The organism is Corynebacterium afermentans subsp. lipophilum, assembly GCF_030408375.1.
GTDB classification, from domain to species: Bacteria; Actinomycetota; Actinomycetes; order Mycobacteriales; family Mycobacteriaceae; genus Corynebacterium; species Corynebacterium lipophilum.
Map to the genome: position 1 here is coordinate 750,537 of NZ_CP046530.1, position 25,050 is coordinate 775,586.

Annotated in this window: 26 protein-coding genes; 10 read left to right on the forward strand and 16 right to left on the reverse strand. The window is 65.9% G+C overall.

Annotation, left to right across the window (positions count from 1 at the left end; genetic code table 11):
• Nucleotides 1–95 precede the first annotated feature (95 nt).
• A complete protein-coding gene (locus tag CAFEL_RS03595; protein ID WP_194560508.1) occupies nt 96–458 on the forward strand; it encodes a DUF2200 family protein in 363 nt (120 codons plus the stop codon).
• 2 nt (nt 459–460) lie between these two features.
• Here CAFEL_RS03595 and CAFEL_RS03600 read toward each other — a convergent pair whose 3' ends face one another.
• The gene (locus tag CAFEL_RS03600) at nt 461–1,591 is read right to left on the reverse strand and encodes an ATP-binding protein (RefSeq protein WP_194560402.1); all 1,131 of its coding nucleotides are present in this window, start codon (nt 1,589–1,591) and stop codon (nt 461–463) included.
• Between the two features lie 127 nt (nt 1,592–1,718).
• Entirely contained in the window at nt 1,719–1,904 is a 186-nt protein-coding gene (locus tag CAFEL_RS03605) for a hypothetical protein (RefSeq protein ID WP_194560401.1), read from the reverse strand.
• Between the two features lie 125 nt (nt 1,905–2,029).
• Between CAFEL_RS03605 and CAFEL_RS03610 the strand changes: the two genes are divergently transcribed.
• On the forward strand, nt 2,030–3,544 hold the full coding sequence (locus tag CAFEL_RS03610) for a DASS family sodium-coupled anion symporter (protein WP_194560400.1): 1,515 nt from the start codon (nt 2,030–2,032) through the stop codon (nt 3,542–3,544).
• Here CAFEL_RS03610 and CAFEL_RS03615 read toward each other — a convergent pair whose 3' ends face one another.
• A complete protein-coding gene (locus CAFEL_RS03615) occupies nt 3,545–3,937 on the reverse strand; it encodes a hypothetical protein (protein ID WP_194560399.1) in 393 nt (130 codons plus the stop codon). It lies immediately after the preceding gene.
• A 117-nt stretch (nt 3,938–4,054) separates the two neighbouring features.
• On the opposite strand from CAFEL_RS03615, the gene CAFEL_RS03620 reads away from it, so the two are divergent.
• From CAFEL_RS03620 to CAFEL_RS03640, 5 genes are read left to right on the forward strand one after another with little or no spacing between them, the layout of a single operon-like run.
• The gene (locus CAFEL_RS03620) at nt 4,055–5,158 is read left to right on the forward strand and encodes a YihY/virulence factor BrkB family protein (protein WP_194560398.1); all 1,104 of its coding nucleotides are present in this window, start codon (nt 4,055–4,057) and stop codon (nt 5,156–5,158) included.
• Between the two features lie 27 nt (nt 5,159–5,185).
• Nucleotides 5,186–6,070, forward strand: coding sequence for an SDR family oxidoreductase (locus CAFEL_RS03625; protein WP_194560397.1), 885 nt, complete (start codon nt 5,186–5,188; stop codon nt 6,068–6,070).
• Between the two features lie 48 nt (nt 6,071–6,118).
• Entirely contained in the window at nt 6,119–7,384 is a 1,266-nt protein-coding gene (locus CAFEL_RS03630) for an adenosylmethionine--8-amino-7-oxononanoate transaminase (RefSeq protein WP_194560396.1), read from the forward strand.
• On the forward strand, nt 7,381–8,058 hold the full coding sequence (gene bioD / locus CAFEL_RS03635; RefSeq protein ID WP_194560395.1) for a dethiobiotin synthase: 678 nt from the start codon (nt 7,381–7,383) through the stop codon (nt 8,056–8,058). The genes CAFEL_RS03630 and bioD overlap by 4 nt, the downstream gene beginning before the upstream one ends.
• The gene (locus CAFEL_RS03640) at nt 8,055–8,927 is read left to right on the forward strand and encodes a patatin-like phospholipase family protein (protein ID WP_194560394.1); all 873 of its coding nucleotides are present in this window, start codon (nt 8,055–8,057) and stop codon (nt 8,925–8,927) included. Before bioD ends, CAFEL_RS03640 begins: the two co-directional genes overlap by 4 nt.
• On the opposite strand, the gene CAFEL_RS03645 is transcribed toward CAFEL_RS03640, so the two are convergent.
• Complete coding sequence (locus tag CAFEL_RS03645) at nt 8,924–10,555, reverse strand: peptide chain release factor 3 (protein WP_194560393.1); 1,632 nt, start codon at nt 10,553–10,555, stop codon at nt 8,924–8,926. The genes CAFEL_RS03640 and CAFEL_RS03645 overlap by 4 nt on opposite strands.
• Before the next feature lie 47 nt (nt 10,556–10,602).
• Between CAFEL_RS03645 and CAFEL_RS03650 the strand changes: the two genes are divergently transcribed.
• On the forward strand, nt 10,603–11,142 hold the full coding sequence (locus tag CAFEL_RS03650; RefSeq protein ID WP_194560392.1) for an NADPH-dependent FMN reductase: 540 nt from the start codon (nt 10,603–10,605) through the stop codon (nt 11,140–11,142).
• On the opposite strand, the gene CAFEL_RS03655 is transcribed toward CAFEL_RS03650, so the two are convergent.
• Together CAFEL_RS03655 and pth (CAFEL_RS03660) are read right to left on the reverse strand one after the other, a co-directional pair.
• Entirely contained in the window at nt 11,139–11,708 is a 570-nt protein-coding gene (locus tag CAFEL_RS03655; protein WP_194560391.1) for a DUF6891 domain-containing protein, read from the reverse strand. The genes CAFEL_RS03650 and CAFEL_RS03655 overlap by 4 nt on opposite strands.
• A gap of 10 nt (nt 11,709–11,718) precedes the next feature.
• Nucleotides 11,719–12,297, reverse strand: a complete 579-nt coding sequence (gene pth, locus CAFEL_RS03660; protein WP_228496382.1) for an aminoacyl-tRNA hydrolase — start codon at nt 12,295–12,297, stop codon at nt 11,719–11,721.
• On the opposite strand from pth (CAFEL_RS03660), the gene CAFEL_RS03665 reads away from it, so the two are divergent.
• A complete protein-coding gene (locus CAFEL_RS03665; protein ID WP_228496381.1) occupies nt 12,296–13,186 on the forward strand; it encodes an NAD(P)H-dependent flavin oxidoreductase in 891 nt (296 codons plus the stop codon). The genes pth (CAFEL_RS03660) and CAFEL_RS03665 overlap by 2 nt on opposite strands.
• A gap of 148 nt (nt 13,187–13,334) precedes the next feature.
• On the opposite strand, the gene CAFEL_RS03670 is transcribed toward CAFEL_RS03665, so the two are convergent.
• The 10 genes from CAFEL_RS03670 to CAFEL_RS03715 form a co-directional block, all read right to left on the reverse strand.
• Entirely contained in the window at nt 13,335–14,129 is a 795-nt protein-coding gene (locus tag CAFEL_RS03670) for a fumarylacetoacetate hydrolase family protein (protein ID WP_194560389.1), read from the reverse strand.
• Nucleotides 14,130–14,134: 5 nt separating this feature from the next.
• Complete coding sequence (gene pth, locus CAFEL_RS03675; protein ID WP_194560388.1) at nt 14,135–14,686, reverse strand: aminoacyl-tRNA hydrolase; 552 nt, start codon at nt 14,684–14,686, stop codon at nt 14,135–14,137.
• An 81-nt stretch (nt 14,687–14,767) separates the two neighbouring features.
• Nucleotides 14,768–15,415 (reverse strand): 50S ribosomal protein L25/general stress protein Ctc, encoded by a 648-nt coding sequence (locus CAFEL_RS03680; RefSeq protein WP_194560387.1) that lies wholly within the window; start codon nt 15,413–15,415, stop codon nt 14,768–14,770.
• 135 nt (nt 15,416–15,550) lie between these two features.
• Nucleotides 15,551–16,885, reverse strand: a complete 1,335-nt coding sequence (locus tag CAFEL_RS03685; RefSeq protein ID WP_194560386.1) for an MFS transporter — start codon at nt 16,883–16,885, stop codon at nt 15,551–15,553.
• Nucleotides 16,875–17,891 (reverse strand): histidinol-phosphate transaminase, encoded by a 1,017-nt coding sequence (hisC, locus tag CAFEL_RS03690; protein WP_194560385.1) that lies wholly within the window; start codon nt 17,889–17,891, stop codon nt 16,875–16,877. The genes CAFEL_RS03685 and hisC overlap by 11 nt, the downstream gene beginning before the upstream one ends.
• Complete coding sequence (locus CAFEL_RS03695; protein ID WP_194560384.1) at nt 17,888–19,174, reverse strand: amino acid permease; 1,287 nt, start codon at nt 19,172–19,174, stop codon at nt 17,888–17,890. The genes hisC and CAFEL_RS03695 overlap by 4 nt, the downstream gene beginning before the upstream one ends.
• 66 nt (nt 19,175–19,240) lie before the next feature.
• Nucleotides 19,241–19,687 carry a hotdog fold thioesterase gene (locus CAFEL_RS03700; protein ID WP_194560383.1) on the reverse strand — a complete coding sequence of 149 codons (447 nt, stop codon included), beginning with the start codon at nt 19,685–19,687 and terminating at the stop codon, nt 19,241–19,243.
• Nucleotides 19,688–19,766: 79 nt separating this feature from the next.
• On the reverse strand, nt 19,767–20,744 hold the full coding sequence (locus tag CAFEL_RS03705; protein ID WP_194560382.1) for a ribose-phosphate diphosphokinase: 978 nt from the start codon (nt 20,742–20,744) through the stop codon (nt 19,767–19,769).
• A 4-nt stretch (nt 20,745–20,748) separates the two neighbouring features.
• The gene (gene glmU, locus CAFEL_RS03710) at nt 20,749–22,191 is read right to left on the reverse strand and encodes a bifunctional UDP-N-acetylglucosamine diphosphorylase/glucosamine-1-phosphate N-acetyltransferase GlmU (protein ID WP_194560381.1); all 1,443 of its coding nucleotides are present in this window, start codon (nt 22,189–22,191) and stop codon (nt 20,749–20,751) included.
• A 60-nt stretch (nt 22,192–22,251) separates the two neighbouring features.
• Nucleotides 22,252–23,478: an MFS transporter gene (locus CAFEL_RS03715; RefSeq protein WP_194560380.1), complete on the reverse strand. Its 1,227-nt coding sequence runs from the start codon at nt 23,476–23,478 to the stop codon at nt 22,252–22,254.
• Between the two features lie 56 nt (nt 23,479–23,534).
• On the opposite strand from CAFEL_RS03715, the gene CAFEL_RS03720 reads away from it, so the two are divergent.
• A complete protein-coding gene (locus CAFEL_RS03720; protein WP_194560379.1) occupies nt 23,535–25,025 on the forward strand; it encodes a multicopper oxidase family protein in 1,491 nt (496 codons plus the stop codon).
• Nucleotides 25,026–25,050 lie beyond the last annotated feature (25 nt).

Consider the following 25,050-nt stretch of genomic DNA (forward strand, 5'->3'; position numbering starts at 1 on the left):
ACACTAAAGCCGCCCTACTTCCGCGCACAAGAGCCTGCGTGTCCATGAAAATGCGCAACGGCGAGGGAACCGCCCCGGGGGATATGGTTGCGGGCATGGATGAGCAAGCGAAGTTGGAGCGGGTATACGCGTACCCGTTCGGCGACATTTACAACAACTACCTGGCGAAGGTTGAGCGCAAGGGTCACAGCCGCGACGAGTTGGACGACGTGCTCGGCTGGTTCACCGGGCTTGCGCCGGGGGAGTTGGAATCAGAAGCCGAGTCGGGCAAGACGCTGCGCGAGTTCTTCGACGCGGTGGCGCTCAACGCGAACGCCGATTTGATCACCGGGAAGGTGTGTGGCGTGCGCGTCGAGGAGGTCGAAGAGGACCTCATGCGCAAGATCCGCCAGATGGACCTGCTTGTGGACGAGCTGGCCCGCGGCAAGAAGATCACCAGCATCAAGCGCGGCGCGTAACCCTAATCCCAGCCGGTGTCGCGCGTGCTTCGCTGGTTGAGGTGGTGGCCCATGTGGGGGATGACAAAGTTGAGCACACCCCGGCGAGGGGAGTAGATCAGCTCACGGTCGATGAGCTTCTGCCGCACCATGGAAACTTGCTGTACGCGTTTGCCCAGGTGTTGCGCGATCGCAGCACTTGGCACCGCCTGTTGGCCCTCCTGTACTTCGGCCATCGCTGAAAGGTATTCGAGCTCGGCGGCGGGCAGGTGTAGCAGCGCTGGTTGGTGGACCAAGTCGCCCAGTGTTTTCAACACGTCTGGGGTCACTGCCGCGAGGTCGTCGTGGGAAACGGGCTGGTCCCGGCGGCTCGCACGCTCGAACAGGTGGTAGCCGAGGAGCTGGATTAAAAAGGGGTAGCCGCGGGTCAGCGCCGCGGCGTCCGTGAGTACCCCGTCGGGGATCTCGACGCCGCCTCGTGCCGCGGTATCCCTCAGTACCGAAAGTGTCTCTGATGGCGTCATTGGGGCGAGCACGGCGTGCTGGGCGCGGCGCAGAAACGTGGTGCCCGGGTGTTGTAGTAGCGACTCCACGCCGTCAGGCAACCCGGCGGCGGCGAAGGCGATGTCGCGCCCGTCGCGGCGCAGATCCTGCACCGCGGCCGTGAGTTGCCACAGCTCTTTCGCGTTGACACTTTGGACTTCGTCCAGGGTGATCAGTACGCCGGATTCGGGCGGCAGCTCGTCGCAAAGAGTGTTCAGTGAACCGATCAAGGAGGGGGCCGGCTTTTCACCCGGGGCGGCGGTGGTTGAAAACCCGCCGATGCCGGAGACCGTCACGCCCGTGATGCGTCGCCGCTCTGGGTCCTGCTGTCGTACCGTGGCGAGCGCCTGCGGGATCACGGTGGCAACCAGCGGTTCGACCAGCTCGTACGGCTGAGCGCGTAGCACGATCCAGCCATGGCCGGCGGCTTCGTCTTCGAGCTCGTTGAGCGCGACCGTCTTTCCGATGCCACGCGGCCCCGAGATAAGCAGGGTTCGCCTCGGGTCGCCGGGTCCGCCGTCCAGGCCGGCGCCGAAGCTGCGTGTGAGGCTGCCGTCGCCGCCGAGCACGACGGGTGAAACGCCGAACGTGGGGATGAAGGGATTACGCATCCGTGCCTCCTTGAGTCTTTATACTCTTTATACACGGGGGTGTCTTTATACTCTTTATACTCCCAATTCGTCGGCGATTTTCAAAGCGACGGCACGGGCAGGAAACGCTCGGTGAGGCGTTGCTGCGTCACAGCAGCACGGAAACGCCGCGCACGATGGAATCCCACAGCCCGATCACGGAAAAGCTGAGGTCAGAAAGCGAATCCTGCCAAGATGCCGGTAGGAAGTTGTTGGTGATGTCGGTGGTGAGCATGATGCGCAGATCCTCCGCGCCGTGGTGCATGTTGTAGTTCAGCTGCGAGCTCAGATTCATGGCAGCGATGCTACCCCTCGCACGACGACGCACCCCGGTAAAACCGTACGAACATCACATTTTGCAGGCTTTATAGGAGTGACTAGCGTCAGGTATATAACAACCGAATCAAGGAGGGGCACGCAGTGACGACAGCGACCACAGCAGTCACACCAGCAGCAAACTCAGAGCAACAACCTGAGGAAAAGAAACGCAACACCGGCAAGATCATCGCGTTCATCTTGGCGTTTGTGGCACTCGGGGTGGTGATGATGCTGCCGATTGCGGGCCTGGCCATGCCGGCGAAAATCGCGCTCGGCATGCTCGCCTTCGCCGTGATCATGTGGGTCACCGAGGCGGTGTCCTACTCGGTTTCCGCCGTGATCATCGTCGGCCTCATCGCGATCTTGCTCACCTTCGCCACCGACCCCGAGACCGGTCAGGCGGTCGGCGCGTCCAAGGGACTGAGCATCGCAATGAGCGGATTCTCGTCGTCTGCGGTGGCGCTCGTCGGTGCCGCGCTCGCGCTGGCGACGGCGATGCAGGCCACTGGGCTGCACCGCAGGCTGGCGCTTTACGTGCTTAAGACTGCGGGCGAGAAGGTCTCCAACATCGTCATCGGCGCGATCGTCATCTCCATCATCCTGGCGTTTTTCGTCCCGTCCGCAACGGCGCGCGCCGGCGCCGTCGTGCCGATCCTCATGGGCATGGTCGCCGCGTTCGGCCTGGCCAAGGAGTCGAAGCTGGCGGCGCTGCTGGTCATCACCGCGACGCAGGCGGTGTCCATTTGGAACGTCGGCATCAAAACCGCCGCGGCGCAAAACCTGGTGGCCGTCGGCTTCATCGAAGACCAGCTGGGACAGACCGTCTCCTGGGGCCAGTGGTTCCTGTGGGCCGCGCCGTGGTCTGTGCTGATGTCGATCGCGCTGTTTTTCATCATGCGCTGGGCGATCAAGCCGGAGGCTGAGGCGATCGAGGGCGGGCGTGAGCTCGTCGAAAAGCAGCTTGCAGAGATGGGGCCGATGACCGGCGCTGAGAAGCGCCTCACCGCAATTGCCGTCGCGCTGCTGCTGTTCTGGGCGACGGAAGGCGTGCTGCACCCGATCAGCTCCGCCACCATCACCATCGTCGCGGTGGGCATCATGCTCACCCCGATCATCGGCGTGATGGACTGGAAATACGCCCAAGAACACATCAATTGGGGCACCCTGGTCGTCTTCGCCGCCGGTATCTCGCTGGGTAAGTTCCTGCTGGACACGGGCGCGGCGACCTGGCTGTCGGAGGCGACGTTCGGCGCCATCGGCCTCGCCTCCATGCCGATCATCGCCACGATCGCGCTGGTGAGCCTGTTTAACATTCTCATCCACTTGGGCTTCGCCTCGGCGACCTCGCTGGCGTCCGCGCTGATCCCTGTGTTCATCGCGCTGGCGGCCACCCTGGACGTGCCCAACAACGGCATCGGCTTCGTGATCATCCAGCAGTTCGTCATCTGCTTCGGCTTCCTGCTGCCGGTCTCCGCGCCGCAGAACATGCTGGCCTACGGCACCGGAGCGTTCACCTCCAAGCAGTTCCTGCGCACCGGTATCCCGCTGACGATCGTGGGCTACCTGCTCATCCTGCTGCTGTCGGCAACCTACTGGAACTGGATCGGTCTGCTCTAACTACTCCACAATCAGGCCCAGGTGTAGCGCGGAAAGTTCGTGCTCGCCTGGGCCTTTCGGCAATTCAGCGAGCTCGCGGGCGGTCGCGGGCGTCACCGGAATGATCCACCCGAGCTTCGGGTCCAGCACCGGCACGGCTTCGCGGTCAACCGGCACGAAAGTGACGTCGCGCTCGCCTTCGTGCCGCAGCTGCACCGCGCCGCCTGCGGCGATGCGATCGAGCGCGGCCGCCGAGGTGGTCACGATGACCATCTTTTCCTCGGTGTCGGGGGAGAGTTTCGCGGTGTGCACCTCAAGCTTGTCGACGTTCAAAGGTTCAAACCGGTCCGGAAAATCCACCAACGGCGTGTGGCCGAGGCCGAGGAGCTGGCGTGCGCGACTGAGAAGTCCCATGCCCGCCGAGTGTAGAGGGCCACCGCTAGTGATTGGGCAGTCGAGTTGTTCACAGATTTGGAAACACTGGGAACCCGCGCACAGTTTCGGCAGCACACCCCGGTTACAGTGTCTGACATGGCAGAAAAGGGCACCTCTTACCGCGCTGAGCTGGTCATGCCGTACGGCACCGGCGACGTGGTCGTCTCCCCGCACGACTACTCCTCCCCGCTGGGCACCCGTCTGTCGCGCGCCGGCTGGAAGTCGGTGCTGCGCCGCATCGTCACCGACTTTTCCAACGACGCCATGGTGGACCGCGCAGCCGCGATGACGTACTACACGCTGCTGTCGGTTGCACCGATGCTGCTTGCGGCGTATTCCATTTTCAGCCTGCTCATGCCGCGCGAGGAGGACGCCCCAGACTCGCTGCTCGCCGAACTGATTCGCTCGTACGTGCCTGCAGAGTTGCAGGAATATGCGCTGGCGCTGGTGCTGTCGATTGTCGGGACGCCGTCGCAAAGCACGATTGCCCTCGTGGTCTCTGTGCTGATCTCGCTGCTGTCCGCCTCGGGCTACGTGCGGTCGTTTTCGCGTAACGCGAACCTCATGTACGGCCGCACTGAAGGCCGCCCGATTGTGGTCACGTGGGCGACGATGTGGCTGGTCACGCTCGTGCTCGTGGTCGGCGCGGTGGTGATTATTTTGGGCGCGCTGCTTACCGACGGCATCGTGAACGCCGTCCTCGGACCCATCGCACGACCGTTGCAGCTGGAGGATGAGCTGGAGTACCTCACCTCGATTTTTCTGCCCGTGTGGGACTACCTGCGCGGCCCCGTGATCGCGGTGGTGGCAGTCGCGCTGGTCAGCGTGCTCTACCACTTCACCCCGAACGTGCGGCCCGGGCGGTTCCGGGTGCTGACGCTCGGCTCGGCGCTGGCGCTCGTGGTAGCCAGCGCGCTGTGGGTGGGTTTTGGCTGGTACCTGAGACTGGTCGGCGTGCGTAGCACCTACGGCGCGTTCGGGACGGTGCTGGCGGTGCTGGTGCTGGTGTGGACGGTTAACGTGGTGTTGCTGATGGGCGTGAAAATCGATGCCGAGATGCTGCGCGCCAAAGAACTGCAGGCGGGGATGGATTCGCGCCGCTGCATCCAGGCGCCGCCGCGCTCCAGCCGGGGCGCTGCGGGACGGCTACAGATGCGGCGGTGGACCGACCGGGCAGCGGATGAAATCTTGAACGGATGATTACAAACCCGCCGGTAGGGTGGCATCATGGCACTGATTGATCCCCGCACAAAGTACCCGTCCGAATTCCCCTCCGAGCCACGCCAGAACAACCCCGGCCTGGACGTGAAGATGGCGACCGAGCCCGATCTGGGGCAGGACTCCTACGAAGGCTCCGGCAAGCTCGAGGGCCGCCGCGCCCTTATCACCGGTGGTGATTCCGGCATCGGCGCCGCTACCGCAATCGCGTTCGCCCGCGAAGGCGCCGACGTGGCCATCGCCTACCTGCCCGAGGAGCAAGAAGATGCCGAGCGCATTGTGAAGCTCATCGAGGATGCCGGCCGCAAAGCGGTGGCGATACCGGGCGACCTGCAGGAGCTAGAAAACTGCGTAGCCGCGGTGGAAAAGACCGTCGAGGCCCTTGGCGGCCTGGACATCCTTGTCAACAACGCCTCGCGCCAGGTGTGGAACGACGGGCTGCTCAACATCTCAGACGCCGATTTCGACGCCACGATGAAGACCAACATCTACTCCGCCTTCCGCGTGACCAAGGAAGCGGTCAAACACATGGAGCCGGGCTCATCGATCATCTTCTCCACTTCAATCCAGGCCTATGAGCCGTCCAAGGAGTTGTTGGACTACGCCATGACGAAGGCCGCCTTTAACAACCTGGCCAAGGGGCTGTCCGGCGAGTTGTTGCCGTCGAAGGGGATCCGCGTCAACGCGGTCGCGCCCGGGCCGATCTGGACCGTGATCCAGCCGGCGGAGGGACAGCCGAAGGAGGTTGTGGACAACTTCGCTCAGGACTCCGACATCGGCCGCCCGGGCCAGCCCGCGGAACTGGCGGGCGCCTACGTGTTCCTCGCCTCCGAGGCGGCGTCCTACATCTCCGGGGAGACGCTCGCAGTGACCGGGGGTGCGCTGACCCCGTAGGGTTGAACACCGTTCAAAAGGTCCGGTGAGCTGCTAGAGTTCGTGGGTATGGACTCACGCGAGATCGCCGACATTGACGCTGCCCACATCTGGCACCCCTACGCGGAACCGGGGCAGTTCACCTACCCCGTCGAAAGCGCCGCGGGCCCACGCATCACGTTTCTCGACGGCCGTGTGCTCATCGACGCCATGTCCTCCTGGTGGGCCGCCATCCACGGCCACTGCCACCCGCGTTTGGTCTCCGCGGCCGAGGCGCAGATTGCGAAGATGAGCCACGTCATGTTCGGCGGGCTCACCCACGAACCAGCGGCGACGCTGACGAAACGCCTGCTGGAGCTGACCGGCGGGGCGTTTTCCCAGGTGTTCTACTCCGACTCCGGATCGGTGTCGGTGGAGGTGGCGATGAAGATGGCGCTGCAGTACGCCATCGGGCAAGGGCACCCAGAGCGCACCACGTTTTTGACCTGGCGCTCCGGCTACCACGGCGACACGTTTGCCACCATGAGCGTGTGCGACCCGCAAGGCGGCATGCACGCGATGTGGGGCGACGCGCTGAAACCGCAGGTGTTTGCCCCCGCGCCGCCGGTGCGCGGCGCGTCCGCCGGCGAGCATGCGGCGTATTTGGATGAGTTCGCACGGCTGATCACACCGGAGATCGCCGGCGTGATCGTCGAGCCAGTGGTCCAGGGTGCCGGCGGCATGCGCTTCCACGACCCCGAGCTGCTTGTGGGGCTACGCCAGCTTTGCGACGCCTCCGGCATCCCCCTCATCGCCGACGAAATCGCCACCGGGTTCGGCCGCACCGGCCAGCTGTTTACCACCCTGGACAACGGCGTTGTGCCCGACATCATGTGCGTGGGCAAGGCGATGACCGGCGGGTTTATGACACTCGCGGCCACCCTGGCCACCGAGAAAATTGCGTCCGGAATGGAGCCGCGCGCGCTCATGCACGGCCCGACGTTCATGGCCAACCCGCTCGCCTGCGCGGTCGCGACCGAGTCCGTTGCGATGGTGGCGGAGGGGAAGTGGCGCGACCAGGTCGCCCGGATCGAAGGGGAGCTCGAGCGTGGCCTGCGCCCGCTGGCGGACATCCCGGGCGTGGGCGATGTGCGCGTGCTTGGCGCCATCGGCGTGGTCGAGCTCGAACACGACGCGCCCATGCGCGAAACCACCGAAGCCGCCATGGCAGAAGGCGTGTGGATCCGCCCATTCGGTCGGCTGATCTACACCATGCCGCCCTACATCTGCTCGGAAGAGGACATCGCCCAGATCTGCCGGGGCATTGGGGCAGCAGTCAAGGAGGCTACGAAATGATCATTGCTGTAACCGGCACCAACACCGACGTGGGCAAGACGGTGTCCACTGCCGCCATCGCCGCCGTGCTCAAGCGCCGCGGCTTCGATGTGGTGGCAGCCAAGCCCGTACAGACGGGCGAGGAGGCGGGGCAGGGGGATGCGTCAGCCGTCGCAAAGCTTGCTGGCATTGAGACGTTCGAGCGGTGGCGCTACCCGGAACCCCTCGCACCGAACCTCGCTGCGCGCCGCGCCGGGATCGAGACTCCGAGCCTGGACGAGGTCGCGGAATGGGTGCGCAGCCTCGATGCCCCGGATCGCGTTGTGCTGGTGGAAGGCGCCGGCGGGCTGCTGGTGCGGCTTGCCGACGACTACACCCTCGCCGACATCGCCAAAGCCACATGCGCGCCGCTCGTGGTGGTCACCTCACTGGGGCTGGGCAGCTTGAACCTCGCCGAACTGACCTGCGTCCAGGCTCGCGCAATGGGCCTGGAGGTGCTGGGGCTGATCGGCGGCAGCATGCCCGATAACCCGGACCTGCCCACGCGCCTCAACGTCGAGGAGATGCCCGAGGTCACCGGCGCCGAGTACTGGGGCCACCTGCCGGAAGGCTGCGGGAGCCTCGGCACGGCTGAATTTGCGGAGGCCGCCTGGGACGCGATCGGAGAGGCCGTGCGCGTAGGCTCGCGGGCATGATCGACGCCCGCGACACCGCCCTCATCTTCGAAGGTGGAGGCACCCGCAACTCCTATACCGCCCCCGTGGTGGAAAAGCTCCTCGCGGAGGAGGTCCAATTCGGCTGGGTCGGCGGCATTTCCGCCGGCTCGGTCCACGCGTTGAACTTCGCCTCCCGCGACACGTGGCGCTCCGAGAACGCGTTCACGGAGTTCGTGGGCAACCCCAAGTTCGGCGGCTGGCGCTCCGTGGTGCGAGGCAAAGGCCTGATCAACGGCGAGTGGGCGTACGAGCAATCCGAGGACGTTCTGCCGTTCGACTTCGACACGTTTACCCGGACCACCGAGGAGGTCCACGTTGAGGCGGTGCGCGCCGACACAGGGGAGACGGTGGCGTTCAACCGCGGCGACCTGCGCACCTTGGAGGACGTCGCCCTTGCAGCCCGAACGTCGTCGACGCTGCCAATCCTGATGAAAATGCGCGAGATCGACGGCGTGCCCTACGTCGACGGCGCGCTGGGAACCTCGGGCGGTTTGCTCATCGACGCCGCTCGCGCCGCAGGCTACACCCGTTTCCTCGCTGTGCTCACCCGACCGCGCGACTACGTCAAGGGGCCGCAGAAACGCGAGCGCGCCGTGCGCCGCATCCTGCGCAACACGCCGAAGGTCGCCGATGCGATGGTCGCTCGACCCGAGATCTACAACGCTGCGAAGCAGTCGCTTATCGACGAAGCCGGCGCCGGCAACGCCTACATCTTCTTCCCCGACGCAATGGGAGTGGAGTCCACCGAGCTCGACGCGGGGAAGCTGTGGGCGAACTACGCGGCCGGCCAGGCGCAGGTGGAGCGCGACTGGCCCGCGATGCGCGAGTTCCTCACCGCGAAGCGTTAGTCCGCGATGAGCGGCTCGATGGTCAGCTCCGGGTGTTCTTTCTCCACGAACGCGAGCTTCCATTTGTCGCCGAACAGGGCGATGAGCTCGCCGTCGGTGCGGGTGAAGATTTCCACGCCGCGCTGACGCCCCAGCTCCGGCGCGGAGTCGGCGTCGGTGCGGCGCGCCACCGAGTACGGGATCGGCTCGGTGACGGTTTCGACGTTGTACTCGTTTTCCATGCGCGCCTGCATGACCTCGAACTGCATCGGGCCGACTGCGGCCATCACCGGGGCGGCGTCGCCGCGGGCGTCGTTGCGCAGGATCTGCACGACGCCCTCGGCGTCCAGCTGGTCCAAGGCCTTGCGGAACTGCTTGTACTTGCCCAGCGACTTGGCGCGCAGCGTGCGGAAGTGTTCCGGCGCGAACTGCGGCATCGGCGGGAACTGGACCTTCTTACCGGCGTAGATCGTGTCGCCAGGTGCCAAAGCGCCGGCGTTGACCAGGCCGATGATGTCGCCCGGGTACGCCGTTTCCACCGTGTCGCGGTTGCGGCCGAACACCGTCAGCGCGTACTTCGTCGAAAACGACCGGCTGGATTGCGCGTGCGTGACCTGCATGCCGCGTTCGAACTCGCCGGAGACCACGCGCATGAATGCCAGGGTGTCGCGGTGGTTTTTGTCCATGCCGGCCTGGACCTTAAACACCACGCCGGAGAAGTCGTCGCCGACTTCGCGCTGCTCGTCCATCGCGGTGGTGGACGCCTCGATGGCCTTCGGGTCCGAGGCGCGGCCCTCTGGCGCCGGGGCGATGGCGCACAGCGTGTCCAGGATCTGGTGCACGCCGAAGTTCAGCATCGCGGAGGCGAAGATGATCGGCGAGGTGGTGCACTGCTCGAAGAGTTGCTGGTCGTGCACGGCGCCGTCTTCAAGCAAAAGCGACGCCTCCTCGACGGCGGTGTCCCACACGTCGCCTTCCTTGCCCGCGGCCTCGTCGGGGGAGTAGTGCTCCTCTGGGGCGATGGTGGAGCCGCCGGCGGTGCGGGTGAAGTGCACGTACCCGTCGATCTCGCCGTCGCGTGAGACGTGCGCCAGGCCGCGGAAATCGCCTGCTTCGCCGACCGGCCAGTACAGCGGGGTCGGCTGCAGGTCGATTTCGGAGACGATCTCGTCGACAAGCTCGAGCGGCTCGCGGCCCACGCGGTCCCACTTGTTAATCACGGTGACAATCGGCAAACCCCGGGCCTTGCACACGCGGAACAGTTTCAGGGTTTGCGGCTCGAGGCCTTTGGCTGCGTCGATAAGCATGACCGCAGCATCGACAGCGGAAAGCACGCGGTAGGTGTCCTCGGAGAAGTCCGCGTGGCCCGGCGTGTCCACCAGGTTGACCACGTACGGCTCGCCCTCGTGGCCGTCGGGGGCGTACTCGAACTGCAGCGCCGAGGACGCGACGGAAATGCCGCGGTCTTTTTCCATCTCCATCCAGTCCGACACGGTGGACTTGCGGTTGCCCTTGCCGTGCACCGCTCCGGCCTCCGAAATCACGTGCGCGTGCAGCGCCAGCGCCTCCGTGATCGTCGACTTACCGGCGTCCGGGTGGGCGATGACGGCGAATGTGCGGCGGCGCGCGGCCTCGGAAACGGTACTCATAAGCAGCTAGCTTATCGACGCACCTTCGGCCAAGTACAGTCGTGTCCATGACAACAATCGGAGTGTTTCTTGGATCTGTACACTCTGGCCGCATCGGCGAGCATATCGGCGCCTGGGTGATGGACGCCGCCGCCGAGCGCGACGCCGATTACCGCCTGTTGGACCTGGCCGATTCCGACGTGCCGCACCTGGTTGCGGAGGTCGTGCCGGGCGCGGCGAACAAGCAGTATGACGACCCGGTGGTAACCCGCTGGTCCAAGGCGGTGGATGCCTGCGACGGGTTCGTCTTTGTCACCCCGGAGTACAACCACTCCATCCCGGGCACGATGAAAAACGCCTTCGACTCGCTGTTCGGCGAGTGGGCCGGCAAGCCGGTGGCGTTTGTCGGCTACGGTGCCGACGGCGGCGTGCGCGCGGTCGAGCACTGGCGCCAGATCGTGGCGAATTTGTCCATGCGCGGCATCCGCAACCAGGTTGCGCTGCACATCTTCGGTGAGGACGTCGAAGACGGCGAGCTCGCCCCGCGCGAGCACAAGCAGGTGGCGCTCACGCGCGCGCTGGATGACCTGGAGGCCGAGCTGGGCTAGTCCGCCAACGGGAGCTCGAACTTCAGACCCTCGCATGTGATGCGCCCGGTCTGCTTGCCGTTCCACTCAGGTGTAAAGCCGACCTCCTCGAGCGCCTCGGCGATCGCCTGGCCGATCTCGGCGTCGGACTCGTCGCCGGGGTTGTCTAGGGAGCTGAAGCCGAAATAGATCAGCCCTGTGTGGATGACGCAGTCGACGTCCTGCATGGTGCAGTAGGCGTAGCCCTTGCGGCCTTCTTCGCGGGCGAGGTCGGCGCCGTCCTCGGCGGCCTCGCCCATGTCGTAGCCGGTGTCGAAGGAAAAGGAGAGCTCGCGCTTCGCCAGCGCCTCGCGTAGCGCGTCGATGCGCTTGGCGTCCTCGGAGGCCTCGGGGACGAAGCGGGCGTATTCGTCGCGGACTTCGTCGATGAGGTCGGTCGGGCGCTCGTTGTCTTCCAACCAGCTTTCGATGTGGCTGGCGCTCCAGCCGTGGCAAAGCTGCAGGCAGATTTCGCTGGTGGTCTCGTCGGGTTCAAAAAGGCCGGGTGCGGGCGGGTATTTGCTGTCGAACATGGCATGACGGGTCATGCCCCACAACCTACCGTGTTGCGTGGATCACGTTCTGTGCTTTGCCTAGGCCTTCGCTGACAATCAACTGCACGGCCTTGGTGGCGAGCGCGACCTGGGCGGAAATGTCGCTCTCGACGGGGGAGAGCACCCAGTCCGGCACCGCCACACCCTTCGGCGGGCGCCCGATGCCCATCCGCACACGCAGATAGTCGCGGGTGCCCAGGTGCTCGGTGATAGATTTCAGTCCGTTGTGGCCGTTTTCGTTGCCGCCGAGCTTGACGCGCACTTTCCCGGCGGGCAGGTCCAGCTCGTCGTGCACCACGATGATGCGCTCCGGCGCCACGCCCAGTTGTTTCGCCAGCGGGCCGACGGCCTCGCCGGTGGTGTTCATGTACGTCGTGGACCGGGCGTAAGCCACGCTGTCGCGCACCTGGACGAGCGCTTTGACCCCCGGCACCGGCGTAAGCTCGCCGGCCAACTCGTCGAGCGTCATGTAGCCAACGTTATGCCTGGTGGCGGCGTATTTCGCGCCCGGGTTGCCCAGCCCCACCACGAGCCACTCCGCCTCCAGCTTGGGGGTGCGTTTGCGCCTGAAGAATCCGAACATGACGCATACTCTAGCCATGGACTTTCCACGCGTGATCGCAGCACCCATGGCCGGCGGGCCGTCCACGCCCGCGCTCGTCAACGCGGTGAGCTTCGGGTTCATCGCACTCGGCACCTGCACCGTCGCCCAAGCCCGCGAGTGGCTCGCCGCGTGCGAGCCGCCGTTCGGTGCCAACCTGTTTGTGCCGCAGCGCGAGCCTTTGCCTGGCGACGTCCTCACGGTCGCCCGCCGCCTTAACCAAGAGGTCCCGGAGGTGACGTCCGACTACGCGGAGAAGTTCGCACTCGTTCTCGATGCCGCGCCGGCCGTGGTCTCGTCCACGTTCGGCTGCTTCACCGAAGACGAGATTGCCCAGCTGCACGCCGCGGGGTCGGAGGCGTGGGCGACGGTGACTAACCCGGCCGAGATCGCCGAGGCGCAGCGCAGGGGCGTCGACGGCGTGATCGTCCAGGGCCCGCGCGCCGGCGGCCACCGTGCAACCTGGGACCAGCACGACGATCCGGACCAGCGCCCGCTGGAGGAGCTGCTCGCGCTCGCCGACGGTCCGGTGATCGCGGCGGGAGGCGTGCGGGGACCGGAGAACGTCGCCAAGCTTGATGCCCCCGTCGCCTGCGGCACCGCATTTTTGCTTGCGGACGAAGCGGGAACGAGCGAGCGCAACCGCGAACTTTTGCGCTCGGACGCGCCAGCCGTGGTCACGCGCGCGTTTTCTGGGCGGTGGGCGAGCGGGGTGGAAACCGCATTCACCCGCGAGCACCCGGACCTGCCGCCGACCTACCCGTATTTGCGCCCCATGACCAAGGACAATGACTACTGCCTCGTCGGCGCGGACCGCGGCGAACTCATGGCCGCACCGGCGCGTGAAATCGAGCGGATGCTAACGCCCTAGTCGGCCGGGGCGATGTTTAAGGTGTCAGCCAGCTCGGCGGCGGCTCGAACGAGGCAGCGATGTTCAGCTCCGTGCCGTTCATCATCCTGCTGCTGCCGCTGCAGATGATCGCCGAGGCTGAGGTCCGCCTGCTGGACAAGCTGAGCGTCTAGTACACCCGCGTGGTGTTCTCGATCGCGCCCAAGCCCTCGATTTCCACGCGCACCGTGTCGCCGTTAGCGAGGTAGCGCTGCGGATCGCGGGCGTGGCCCACACCTGCGGGCGTGCCGGTGGCGATGACGTCGCCGGGCTCGAGCGGGTAGAGGTGCGAGATGAACTCCACCAGCTTCGCCGGGGTGAACACCAGATCGTCGGTGGGGGCGTGCTGCATCACCTCGCCGTTGACGGTGGTGGTGATCGCAGGGCCCGGCTGCCACTCGGTGTCCAGCCATGGGCCGAACCCGGCGGTCTTCTCCAGCGATTTGCCCTGGTGCCACTGCTGCGTGCGCTTTTGAAAGTGGCGCTGGGTGTAGTCGTTGATTACCGAGTAGCCCGCGATGTGCTCCGCGCCGTCTATGGCGTGGCGGGCGCGGGTGCCGACGATGACCGCGAGCTCGCCTTCGAAGTCGAGCGTGTCGGCGTTGAAGCTGGGCACCTCGGCGTCGTCGTAGGCGCCGATGAGCGCCTCCGGGTACTTGATAAACAAGGTGGGCACGTCCGGCTGCTCGTGGCCCATCTCCGCGATGTGCTTGGCGTAGTTCAGGCCGACGCAGATGATCTTGCCGGGCCGCGGGATCACCGGGGCGAGGTCGCCCGGGGCGAAGGTGATCTCCTCGCCTTCGTCGAAGGTGCCGTCGCGGAGCAGCTTTCCGACGTCCCCCGCGCCCAGCGTGACCGCCCTATTGTCATCGATGATGCGCGCGGCGGTGGTGGTGTCTCCGGTCCTGATCGTGGCAAGTTTCATGCGCGCTAGCCTATCGCGCGGAGGATCTCATCCGCCGCGTCCGCGGACGCGATAGCCAGATCCACCTGCTCCTTCGCGCTAAATGGTTTGAGCACGTAGTCCGCCGGCGCCATCCTCCCAGGCGGGCGGCCGATACCCACCGCCACCTTGTTATACGGCTTGCCGCCTAAAGATTTCGTGATGGACTTCAACCCGTTGTGCCCGTGGTCGCCGCCGCCGAGGCGCAGCTTCACCTCGCCGAGCTCCAAGTCCAGCTCGTCATGCGCCACATACAAATCGGCCGGCTGCACGCCGAAGTAATCCATCAGCGCTTTGACCGGCCCGCCGGAGACGTTCATGAAAGACCGGGTGCGGGCGATGACCGCATGGTCGTCGTCAAGCAAGCGCCCCTTCGCAAGCTCGGCGATCTCCGTGTTCGTGCGCTTGTGCACCGCAAGCTGCGCCGGCATGGGGGTCGCGCGGCCAAGCAGCTCCTCCACGACGAACACGCCCGCGTTGTGCCGCGTGGCGGCGTACTGCGGGCCGGGGTTGCCAAGGCCGACGATCAAGATAGTCACGCCCACGAGGATAACCCACCCGAAAATGCGGAAAACCCGCCGCCGCGGCAACGCGGGGGCGGGTTCAGCAGGGGGAGAGGTTTACTCCTCGCCCTTCTCCTCAGCCGGAGCGTCGGACTCGGCGCCAGCCTCAGCGCCGCCTTCCTCAGCTGCCTCGGCCTCAGCCTCGAGGTCCTCGTCAACCTGCTCGTAGGTGACGTTGACGATGAGGGTCTCTGCGTCGGAGATGAGCTCTGCGCCCTCCGGCAGCTTGACGTCGGAGGCGTAGAGAGCGTCGCCGATCTCCTTGCCCTCGATGGAGACGGTCAGCTCGTCCGGGATGGACAGCGCGTCGATCTCGATCTCGACGTAGTCGGTCTCCTGCAGCACAACTGCGCCCGGAGCAGCCTCGCCCTCCATGACAACCGGGACCTCGACGGTGACCTTCTCGCCGCGCTTAATGCCGAACAGGTCGATGTGGTCGATGTCCAGGGTGATCACGTTCTGGTCGATGTGCTTGACCATGGCCAGCAGCTTCTCGCCGTCGAGCTCGAGCTCGACGATGGCGTTGGCGCCGTCGTTACGCACGATCGCGGTCATTTCGATGCGGTCGACCGCGAAGTGGATGTTCTCGATGCCCTTTTCGTACAGGACACCCGGGATCTTGCCGTCGCGGCGCAGACGGCGTGCGGAGCCCTTTCCGAACTCCTCGCGACGCTCACCCTTGATAACGGTGGGGGTAATAGCCATGTTGTACTCCTTCTTGGTGGAAGGGCCACAGGCCTTGCCTGCGACCACTAAACGGATATGTGCTCGTCGAGTGATCGCAAAAGGATCTCAAAATCGCGTCGATAACGGCCCTTTGAAAGGCCCTCGCCGAGACTGCTACAGGGTAGCAGCCGGTTTCTGCCACACAAAATGCCCGCCCGCCTGGGCTTCCTCGTGCTCGTGCCCGAGCGGGATGCCGCCACGTTCGCGCATCAGCAGCGTGACCACGAAGCCCGTGACCGTGGCCGCCATCAAATACACGGTGATCGCAGTGGTACTGCCCGTCGCCTCGCGCAGAGCAGCGGCGATGGTGGGGGCGAACGCGCCACCCAGGATCGCGCCGAGCGCGTAGGAGATGGACGCGCCGGACGCGCGAATGGAGGCGGGGAAGAGTTCCGCGAAGAACGCGCCGATCTCGCCGTAGGTCAGGCCAAGCCCGACGGTGAGGAAGACCAGGGCCGCGGTGATCTTCGGCAGCGACCCGGTGTCCACAAGCGGGAACAGTACCGCCACGCCAGCGGCCTGCACGACAAAGCCGACCAAAAGGGTGCGGCGGCGGCCGATGATGTCGGAAACCCAACCGGCGAACGCGGTGGTGCACAGCCAGGTGGCAGCGGAGGCCGTCACGGCCCAGAGGATGTCGCCGCGCTCCAAGGCGAGCCCGGCCGGGTCGGTGGCGTAGTTCTGGATGTAGCCGCCGGTGGTCATGTAGCCCACCGTGCCGTTGGCGGCGAAGATCAGCGCCGCAGCACACACAAGCCCGGCGTGGCGCTTGAACAGCGACCCGACCGGGTTTTTCGCGCCGACCTCGCGCATCTGTTCCACCACGGGCGATTCCTCCACGCCGGTGCGGATCCACCAGCCCAAAAATGTCAGCCCGATGGACAGCAAAAACGGCACGCGCCAGCCCCACTGCAAAAACGCCTCGCCGGGGGCGATCATGCTCATCAGCGCCAGCACACCGGAGGACAGCAGCAGCCCCGCTGGCACGCCCACCTGGGGTCCGGCGCCGTAGAGGCCGCGCTTGTCGGTCGGCGCGTGCTCCACGGCCAAAAGCACGGCCGAGCCCCATTCACCACCGGCGGAGGTGCCCTGCAAGATCCGCAACAGCACCAGGGCGGCCGGCGCGAACCAGCCGGCGGTTTCATACGTGGGCAGCAGCCCGATCAGCGCGGTGGCGGTGCCCATGGTGAACAGCGTGACCATGAGCACGCCGCGGCGCCCGAGCCGGTCGCCGAAGTGGCCCGCCAGTACCGCACCGAGCGGCCGGAACAAAAATGACAGCCCCACGGTGAGGAAGCTGGCGATCGTCGCCGCCGCGGGCCCGAGCGGGCCGAACATGACTTGGTTGAACACCAGCCCGGCGACGGCGGCGTAGAGGAAGTAGTCGTACCACTCGATGGCGGTGCCGATGGTCGTGGCCGCGATGACGCGGCGTCGCTCACTGCGCACGGCTGAAAGCCTCTAAAAGTGCGTCGGTTTCCTCCGCGTTGGTCACCGTCACGCGGATGCCCTCGGGGAAAGCGCGCACCAGCACACCTTCCGCGGCCAGCCGGTCCGCCAACTCCTGGCCTGCGCCGGGCAGCCACACAAAGTTCGCTTGGCTTTCTGCGAGCCCAAGCTTATCGACGACACGGCTCCGCTCGGCCACGGTGCCGTCGATACGCGCACGCAGTGCGTCCTGCGCCTCGAGCGAGGCGAGTGCCGCCTCCTGCGCCACCGCGCTGACGGAAAAGGGGATGGAGACTTTATTCAGCGCCTCGATGATCGGGCGCGGGCCGAACGCGTAGCCGATGCGCGCGCCGGCCAGCCCGTACGCCTTGGAGAAAGTGCGAAGCCCCACCACGTTGGGGTAGCGGGTGATCGCCTCGGTGGCGACAGGCGTGTCGGCGGCGTGGTTGTACTCGAAGTAGGCCTCGTCGAGCACGACGAGCACGTCCGCCGGCACCTCGTCCATGAACGCGGTGAACTCGGCGCTAGTGATTGTGGTGCCGGTCGGGTTGTTCGGGTTGCAGATGAAAATGAGCTTGGTGCGTTCGGTCACCGCGGCGGCCAGTGCCGGCATGTCCAGCCTGTCGTCGCTGTCCAGCGACACGCGTACCGGGGTGGCGCCGACGACCTGGACGAAGATCGGGTAGGCCTCGAAGCTGCGCCAGGGGAAGATCACTTCGTCGCCGGGCTGGGCCGCAATGGACACTAGCTGCTGACACAGGGCGGAAGAACCGGCGCCGAGTGCGACCTGCTCCGGTGCCACACCGAGGTGCTCGCCGAGTACTGTGCGCAGCTGCAGCGCGCCGATGTCCGGGTAGCGGTTGATTTCGCCGAGCGCCTTGCGCATGGCGTCGAGCACCGGCGGCAGCGGGCCCTCCGCGCACTCGTTGGAGGACAACTTGATGGCGCGCTCGTCGCGCACGCCGGGGACGTACGGGGGGATGGCCTCGAGGTCGGGACGGATCATGCGCGGCTCCTCTGCGTGGTCAGTGAGATCAGGCCCAGCACGATAATCCAGCCGGTCAGCGTGGCCAGGCCCATACGGTATTCCGGAAGAATACCCATCAGCACGAGCACGAGGATGAAAAACGCGATGCAAATCCAGTTGGCCGCCGGGTACAGCGGGGCGGGAAAGGTTGCGCTCTTGGAGGTTTTGCGGAAGTTCAAGTGCGAAATGCAGATGCCCGCCCAGGTAATCAGCTCGGTGCCGACGATGATGGCGAGCAGCACCGCGAAGATTTTGCCTTCGAAGAAGAAGTTCAGGATGACGACGGTGCCCATCAGCGCGGCGTCGAAAAGCAGGGCTTTGGTGGGCAGCCCCTTCGCGCTGGTGGCGGCGAACGCGCGGGGCGCTTGGCCGTTGCGGGCGAGGTCGCGCAGCATGCGCGCGCCTGAGTACGTCATGGTGTTGAGCACCGAGAACACCGCCACCACGATGACCACGTTGAGCGCGGTGGCGGCGGGTCCGAAACCGACACCGGAAAGCACGCGGATGAACGGGCTTTCGTTCGATTCCTGCTCGTTCCACGGGGCGAGCAGCAGGATGGTGCCGATGCCGCCGAGGTAGAACACCAAAATGCGCCACACCACGGAGTTCACGGCGCGCGGGATCGCGGACTTCGGGTTGTCCGCCTCCCCGGCGGCGGTGCCGATGGACATGATGCCGCCGAACGTGAACGTCACCGCCACCAGAGCGAACAGCACGCCGGAGATGCCGTTGGGCATGAACCCGCCGTGCTCGGTGATGTTGGAAAACCCGATCGCCTCGTCCGGACCTAGGCCTACCACGAGCGCAAACCCGAGCACGATCATCAGCACGAGCGCTGCGACTTTGATCAGCGACAGCCAGTATTCGGTCGCGGCGAACACCCGCACGTTGAACAGGTTGAGCGCGACTACCAGCAGCAGCGTCACCAGTGCGGTGACCCAGTGGGGCAGGGCGGGGAACCAGTAGTCCAAGAACGTGCCCATGGCGGTCAGCTCCAGCATGCCCACCACGACGGTGGTGAACCACCAGTTCCAGCCGGTGATGAAGCCGGCCACCGGCCCGATGAACGCGCGCGAGTACGCGGCGAAGGAGCCGGAGACGGGGTGCTCGACCGCCATCTCGCCGAGCATGCGCATGAGGAGGTACACGATCGCGCCGACGAACGCGAAGGAGATCAGTACCGCGGGCCCGGCGTACTGGATCGATCCGGCGGAGCCCAGAAACAGGCCCGTGCCTATCGACGAACCAAAGGCAATCATCATCAATTGCCTACTTTTGACGCTCCTTTGCAGGCCCTGCTCTTGCAGGCTTTGGTTCTGGCTCAAGGTTTAGTTTCCTGTCGGTGGTCGTGTGGTGGTGCGGGACATCCCCCGGAATTCGGCGATGGCGGTGTCGCCGTCGTAAAGCGTGACGTCCGAAAGCCCGTTGCGCCCCCACGTGTGGCGCTCACGCGCAACGCCGCGGATGGTGCGGCCCATTTTCGCGGGCGCGAGGAAGATGATCTCGGACTGCGCGCTGACGGTCGGGTCGGTGCGCCGCGAGTTGCAGGCGCCTCCGAACAGCGCGTCGGCGAAGGTGAACAGCACACCGCCCTGGCACACGCCGAAGCCGTTGGCGTGGCGCGCTTCAACTGTGAACTCGCCCTCGGCCAAGCCGGGCTCGAGGCGTGTGATGGTCGCGCCGAGGTATTCCAGGGTGGCGTCGTTGTCGAACATGGACTTCGCGTGCTCGAGGTCGGGGGTGAAATCTACCGACGGGGCGTAGCGCTCGTACATCCTTTTTCCTTCCCGTATGCGTGAAGCCGGGGCAGCGCAAGTGCTGCCCCGGCTGTCGTGGTCCGGCGAACCGTGGCGGTTACGCCTGCCCCTCGAACAGGGTGGTCACGGAACCGTTTTCGAAGATCTCGTGGATCGTCTTTGCCAAAAGCGGCGCGATCGACAGCACCGTGAGGTTGCTCCAGCCTTCGGGGTCCTGCGGCAGGGTGTCGGTGGTGATGACTTCCTCTGCGCCGCAGTCGCTGAGGCGCTCGCGGGCCGGGTCGGAGAACACGCCGTGGGTGCAGGCGATGACCACGGACTTCGCGCCGGCCTCTTTGAGCACGCCGACGGCGCCGGCGATGGTGCCGCCGGTGTCGATCATGTCGTCCATGAGAATGCAGTCCTTGCCGTCGACGTCGCCGACGACGCGGTTGGACACGACCTTGTTCGCGGCGTCGATGTCGCGGGTCTTGTGCACGAACGCCATCGGGGCGTCGCCGAGCATGTTGGCCCACTTCTCGGCGGTCTTCACGCGGCCGGCGTCGGGGGAGACCACCACGAGGTTGTCCAGCGGGTACTTGGACTTGATGTAGTCCACCAGGATCGGCTGGGCGTGCATGTGGTCCACCGGGCCGTCGAAGAAGCCCTGGATCTGGTCGGTGTGCAGGTCCACGGAGACGATGCGGTCCGCGCCGGCGGCGGTGAGCAGGTCCGCGATCAGGCGGGCGGAGATCGGTTCGCGGCCGCGGTGCTTCTTGTCCTGGCGGGCGTAGGGGTAGAACGGCAGGATCGCGGTGATGCGCTTGGCGGAGCCGCGCTTGAGCGCGTCGATCATGATGAGCTGTTCTATCAGCCACTTGTTCAGCGGCTGGGCGTGGGACTGCATGACAAAGCAGTCGGCGCCGCGGACGGACTCTTCGAAGCGGATGAAGATCTCGCCGTTGGCGAAGTCGCGCGCGGTGGTGGGCACCAGCTCGATGCCGAGCTCCTTGGCCACAGCTTCTGCGAGGGCCGGGTGGGCGCGGCCGGTGAAGACCTTGAGGTCTTTGTGGCTTTCGGTGGAGTAACCAGTCATGAAATTAACCCTCTCGCTTCGCGTTTTTGGCTGCTTCAGCTGCATCGGTGCCCGGGCGGCGGTTTTCCACCCAGCCTTCGATGTTGCGCTGGCGGCCTTCCTTGATGGCCAGCGCGCCGGCGGGCACATCCTCGGTGACCACTGTACCCGCGCCGGTGTAGGCGCCATCACCGATGTTCACCGGTGCGACGAACATGGTGTCGGAGCCGGTGCGGCAGTAGTCGCCGATGGTGGTGTGGTGCTTGTTCACGCCGTCGTAGTTGGCAAACACGGAGCTTGCGCCGATGTTGGAGTGCTTGCCCACGGTGGCGTCGCCAATGTAGGTCAGGTGCGGCACCTTGGAGCCCTCGCCGATCTTGGCGTTCTTGGATTCGACGAAGCCGCCGAGCTTGCCGCGGGCGCCGAGTTCGGTGCCGGGGCGGATGTAGGTGAACGGGCCGACGGTGGCTTCTTCGCCGATGACGCCGAGCTCGCCCTGGGTGCGCACGACGGTGGCGCGGGCACCGACTTCCATGTCGGTCAGGGTGGTGTCGGGGCCGATTTCGGCGCCGTCGCCGATGACGGTGGAGCCCCACAGCTGGGTGTTCGGGTGGATCACCACGTCGCGGCCGATTTCCACCTCGACGCCGATCCAGGTGGTGTTCGGGTCGATCACGGTCGCACCGCCTCGCATCGCCTTCTCGACGAGCCTGCGGTTGAGCTCCTTGCCGGCCTCCGCCAGCTGCACCCGGTCGTTCACGCCGGCCAGTTCGCGTGCGTCGGGGGCGGTAAAGGCGGTGACCCGGAGGCCGTCGCCGCGCGCGATGCTCAGCACGTCGGTGATGTAGAACTCGCCCTGGGCGTTGTCCGGGGTGACGCGCGTGAGGGCGTCGCGAAGCACCTTGCCGTCGAAGGCGAACACGCCGGAGTTGACCTCGCGGACGGCGCGCTGCTCGTCGGTGGCGTCTTTTTCCTCCACGATCTCGAGGACGTCGCCGGCCTCGCCGCGGATGATGCGGCCGTAGCCGGTGGGGTTGTCGAACTCGAGCGAGAGCACGGTGACCGCGGCGTGCTCGGCCTCATGCTTTTCCACGAGCGCCTGCAGGGTCTCCGGGGTCAGAAGCGGCACGTCGCCGTTGGTGACTACCACGGTGCCGTCGAAGTCCGGGATGGCGGACAGGCCCACCTGGACAGCGTGGCCGGTGCCGTTTTGCTCCTCCTGGATGGCCTGGCGGATCTCCACGTGCATCTGCTCGGCGATCTGCTCCACGGCCGGGGCGACCTGGTCGCGCTGGTGGCCGACAACCGCAACCAGGTGGTTGGGGTGCACACCGGCGGCTGCGTGCAGGGAGTGGGACAGCAGGCTACGCCCGCCGATCTCGTGCAGCGTCTTCTGGCGGTCGGACTTCATGCGGGTTCCGGCGCCGGCCGCAAGCACGACAACGGCACGTTCGAAGTGGGTAGGCACTCGAATGCTCCTTGTTTTATGGGATTTGTAGCGGGTTTTTGTCGGCCACAAGCATAACGCCTAGGCGGCGGTCGCCGAGACTTCTTTCAGGTTCCGCGCGCCGACAACACCGGCGTAGCCCACAACGGCCAGGAAGATCAGCGCCGCCTGCGGCCCGAGTACCGCAATCGCGGAGGACACCGCGCCGACGACGAGGAGGATCACGCCCATCACCGTGTTGGAAGCGCCGGTGATCATGGTGCGCTTGTCACCGTCGGCCATATCCACCAGGTAGGTCTTACGGCTCACGCGCACCGCGGTGTGGGCGAGGTTGACTAGGAAAAAGCCCAGCGGCATGACCCAGGCGTTCACCGCAGAAGGCGCCAGGCGTGCGCTTGCGACAAGGGCCACGATCACGGTCGAGGCCACGCCGGCTGCCCAGGCCATCGTGCTTTTCGACGACCTGTCGGAAAGCTTGCCCGACACCCTGCCGCCCAGCAGCGACGCGCCGCCCGACGCGATGATGAATGCGCCTAGGCCCGTCAGGTCCGCGCCCTCATCGCCGGCCATCACCACGATGAAGGGGGTGGAAAGTGCGGTGACCAGCATCAGCGAGCGCACCACCAGGAACTTCTGGAGGTCCCGGTCGCCCTTGACCAGCGCCCACATTTCCTTCATGCTCTGGCCGTCTTTGGACTCCGGTTCGGCTTTCGGCTCGTCGATGCCGCTGAAGACCAGTGACGCCAGCGCCCACGTCAAAGCACCCACGGCGAGCAGCGCGGCGATCGTCCACTGCGGCAGGTTGTTCGGCAAAAACGTCAGCAGCAGGCCGATCGCGAGCGTGAACGCGCCGGCCAGGGCGGTGGCGCGGCCGGTGATGCTGCCTCGGCGGCCCTTGGAAATCGTGCGCCCCTGCACGTCCTTGCCCGCCAGTGAGCACAACGAGCGAAACAGCGCGTGGGCGGCCAGAAGGATCAGGATGACGGCGCCGAGCGGAGTGCCGTCGAGAAGCAAGGCGCTGAGCGCGATGAGGCCCGCGGCGATGGCTTGGCCCCACGAACCGATGAGCCACACGCGTTTGCGGGAGCGCTTCGAGGTCACCCACGGGCTCAAAAACGCCTGCGGCAGCATCGAGCCGGATTCGCGGATGGGCACGAGAAACGAGGTCATCACCGCCGGCACGCCCGCGGCGCCGAAGAGCCACGGCAACACCGTCTTCGGAGCGACGATCTGGTCGCCGATGTTTTGCAGGCCGTTGGACCAGACGAACCGGCGTGCGTTGCGTTCCTCGCGTTGATCGTTAGACATACAGCGGATAGTAGGGTCGAAAGAGAGTATCAGCGAACCGGGAGGCGGACATGGCAATGAGTAGACGCACATTTTTCAGGGGCACACTTCTCGCGACGGCGGCGCTGGCCGCGGCAGCGACGGGTACGGCGTGCTCGACGTCCTCGCAGACGAAACCGCTGGGCGCGGACGAAAAGGCGCGACCGCTCCACATCCCGCCGCTGTACGAGGGCGAGCTCGACGGAAACGTGCGCCGCTTCGAGCTGACCGCGCAGGAAGGCGAGTTCGAGATCGTGCCCGGCACAATGACAAAAACCTGGGGTTTCAACGGCCCGTACCAGGGGCCGACGCTGTACATGCGCCGCGGCGAGGAAATCGACATGACGGTGCACAACGAGCTGCCCGAGCCGACGGTTGTGCACTGGCACGGCATGCACCTTCCGGCGACCGCCGACGGCGGGCCGGCGCTCATGTTCGACCCAGGTGAGTCCTGGTCGCCGTCGTGGACCGTGGACCAGCCGGCGGCGACCTGCTGGTACCACCCGCACCCGCACGAAAAGTCTGCCGTCCACGCCTACCGCGGATTGGCCGGGGGCATCGTGCTTGACGACGACGATTCCGCCTTCCCCGGCCTCCCCAACGACTACGGGGTAGACGACATCCCCGTGATCATCACCGACGCCAACTTCACCGAAGACGGCCAGCTGGACGAGGAAAACGGCTGGGTCGGATCCACCGTGATGGTCAACGGCATGACCAAGCCGCGCTTCGAGGCGGCCACCCGGCGCGTCCGCCTGCGCGTGCTCAACGGCGCGACGATGCGTTTCCACCACCTGTCCTTGGGCAAGCCGTTCCACGTGGTGGCCACGGACCAGGGCTTCCTGGACGCCCCGGTTGAGGTCGACGGCGTGCTGCTCAGCGCTGGCGAGCGCGTGGAGATCGTGGTGGACCTGGAGCCGGGCAAGGACCTGATGCTGCGCAGCGACGGCCTCCCGGACCTAGGCGGCATGCCGGATAAGGAAACCGCGGAGATGTTCGGCTTCACCGACAAGTTCGACCTGCTCGAGATCGCAGCGCCCGCGGAAGATGCCCCCGAGGTGCCCGAGCTCGCGGATTCGCTGGTGCCATTCGAGGTGCCCGATGCGGATTCTGTGGAGGTGGAGCGCGAGTTCCGTCTCAACGGCACCGAGATCAACGGCAAAACGATGGACATGACGCGCGTGGACTTCACCGTGGACCACAAGGGCCCGGAGATCTGGCACGTGACCAACGAGAACGACGACATGGCCCACAACTTCCACATCCACGACGCGCGCTTTGCAGTCATCGGTGTGGAAAACGGCGAGTTGGAGTTCACCACCGGCTGGCACGACACCATCACCGTCCCGCCGCTGGCCACGGTGAGCCTGCTTGTGCAGATGGGCTACTACCCGGACCCGAGCCTGGCGTACATGTACCACTGCCACATGCTCAACCACGAAGACAGCGGCATGATGGGCCAGTTCGTCATCGTTGAGCCTGGCCAGGAGGCGGACCTGGACCTTCCGGCCGGCCACGGCGGGCACTAACCGACCGGTTGCGCCGCGTCGGCCC

Coding starts and splice junctions, on each gene's coding strand:
- CAFEL_RS03640 (WP_194560394.1), top strand. CDS start 8,055: ATGATCGACGCCCGCGACACCGCCCTCATCTTCGAAGGTGGAGGCACC.
- CAFEL_RS03695 (WP_194560384.1), bottom strand. CDS start 19,174: ATGATGATTGCCTTTGGTTCGTCGATAGGCACGGGCCTGTTTCTGGGC.
- CAFEL_RS03615 (WP_194560399.1), bottom strand. CDS start 3,937: ATGGGACTTCTCAGTCGCGCACGCCAGCTCCTCGGCCTCGGCCACACG.
- CAFEL_RS03650 (WP_194560392.1), top strand. CDS start 10,603: ATGACAACAATCGGAGTGTTTCTTGGATCTGTACACTCTGGCCGCATC.
- CAFEL_RS03705 (WP_194560382.1), bottom strand. CDS start 20,744: ATGACTGGTTACTCCACCGAAAGCCACAAAGACCTCAAGGTCTTCACC.
- bioD (WP_194560395.1), top strand. CDS start 7,381: ATGATCATTGCTGTAACCGGCACCAACACCGACGTGGGCAAGACGGTG.
- hisC (WP_194560385.1), bottom strand. CDS start 17,891: ATGATCCGTCCCGACCTCGAGGCCATCCCCCCGTACGTCCCCGGCGTG.
- CAFEL_RS03715 (WP_194560380.1), bottom strand. CDS start 23,478: ATGTCTAACGATCAACGCGAGGAACGCAACGCACGCCGGTTCGTCTGG.
- CAFEL_RS03700 (WP_194560383.1), bottom strand. CDS start 19,687: ATGTACGAGCGCTACGCCCCGTCGGTAGATTTCACCCCCGACCTCGAG.
- CAFEL_RS03595 (WP_194560508.1), top strand. CDS start 96: ATGGATGAGCAAGCGAAGTTGGAGCGGGTATACGCGTACCCGTTCGGC.
- pth (WP_228496382.1), bottom strand. CDS start 12,297: ATGTTCGGATTCTTCAGGCGCAAACGCACCCCCAAGCTGGAGGCGGAG.
- CAFEL_RS03630 (WP_194560396.1), top strand. CDS start 6,119: ATGGACTCACGCGAGATCGCCGACATTGACGCTGCCCACATCTGGCAC.
- CAFEL_RS03605 (WP_194560401.1), bottom strand. CDS start 1,904: ATGAATCTGAGCTCGCAGCTGAACTACAACATGCACCACGGCGCGGAG.
- CAFEL_RS03680 (WP_194560387.1), bottom strand. CDS start 15,415: ATGGCTATTACCCCCACCGTTATCAAGGGTGAGCGTCGCGAGGAGTTC.
- CAFEL_RS03600 (WP_194560402.1), bottom strand. CDS start 1,591: ATGCGTAATCCCTTCATCCCCACGTTCGGCGTTTCACCCGTCGTGCTC.
- CAFEL_RS03670 (WP_194560389.1), bottom strand. CDS start 14,129: ATGAAACTTGCCACGATCAGGACCGGAGACACCACCACCGCCGCGCGC.
- CAFEL_RS03645 (WP_194560393.1), bottom strand. CDS start 10,555: ATGAGTACCGTTTCCGAGGCCGCGCGCCGCCGCACATTCGCCGTCATC.
- CAFEL_RS03665 (WP_228496381.1), top strand. CDS start 12,296: ATGACGCATACTCTAGCCATGGACTTTCCACGCGTGATCGCAGCACCC.
- CAFEL_RS03655 (WP_194560391.1), bottom strand. CDS start 11,708: ATGACCCGTCATGCCATGTTCGACAGCAAATACCCGCCCGCACCCGGC.
- CAFEL_RS03720 (WP_194560379.1), top strand. CDS start 23,535: ATGAGTAGACGCACATTTTTCAGGGGCACACTTCTCGCGACGGCGGCG.
- CAFEL_RS03625 (WP_194560397.1), top strand. CDS start 5,186: ATGGCACTGATTGATCCCCGCACAAAGTACCCGTCCGAATTCCCCTCC.
- CAFEL_RS03620 (WP_194560398.1), top strand. CDS start 4,055: ATGGCAGAAAAGGGCACCTCTTACCGCGCTGAGCTGGTCATGCCGTAC.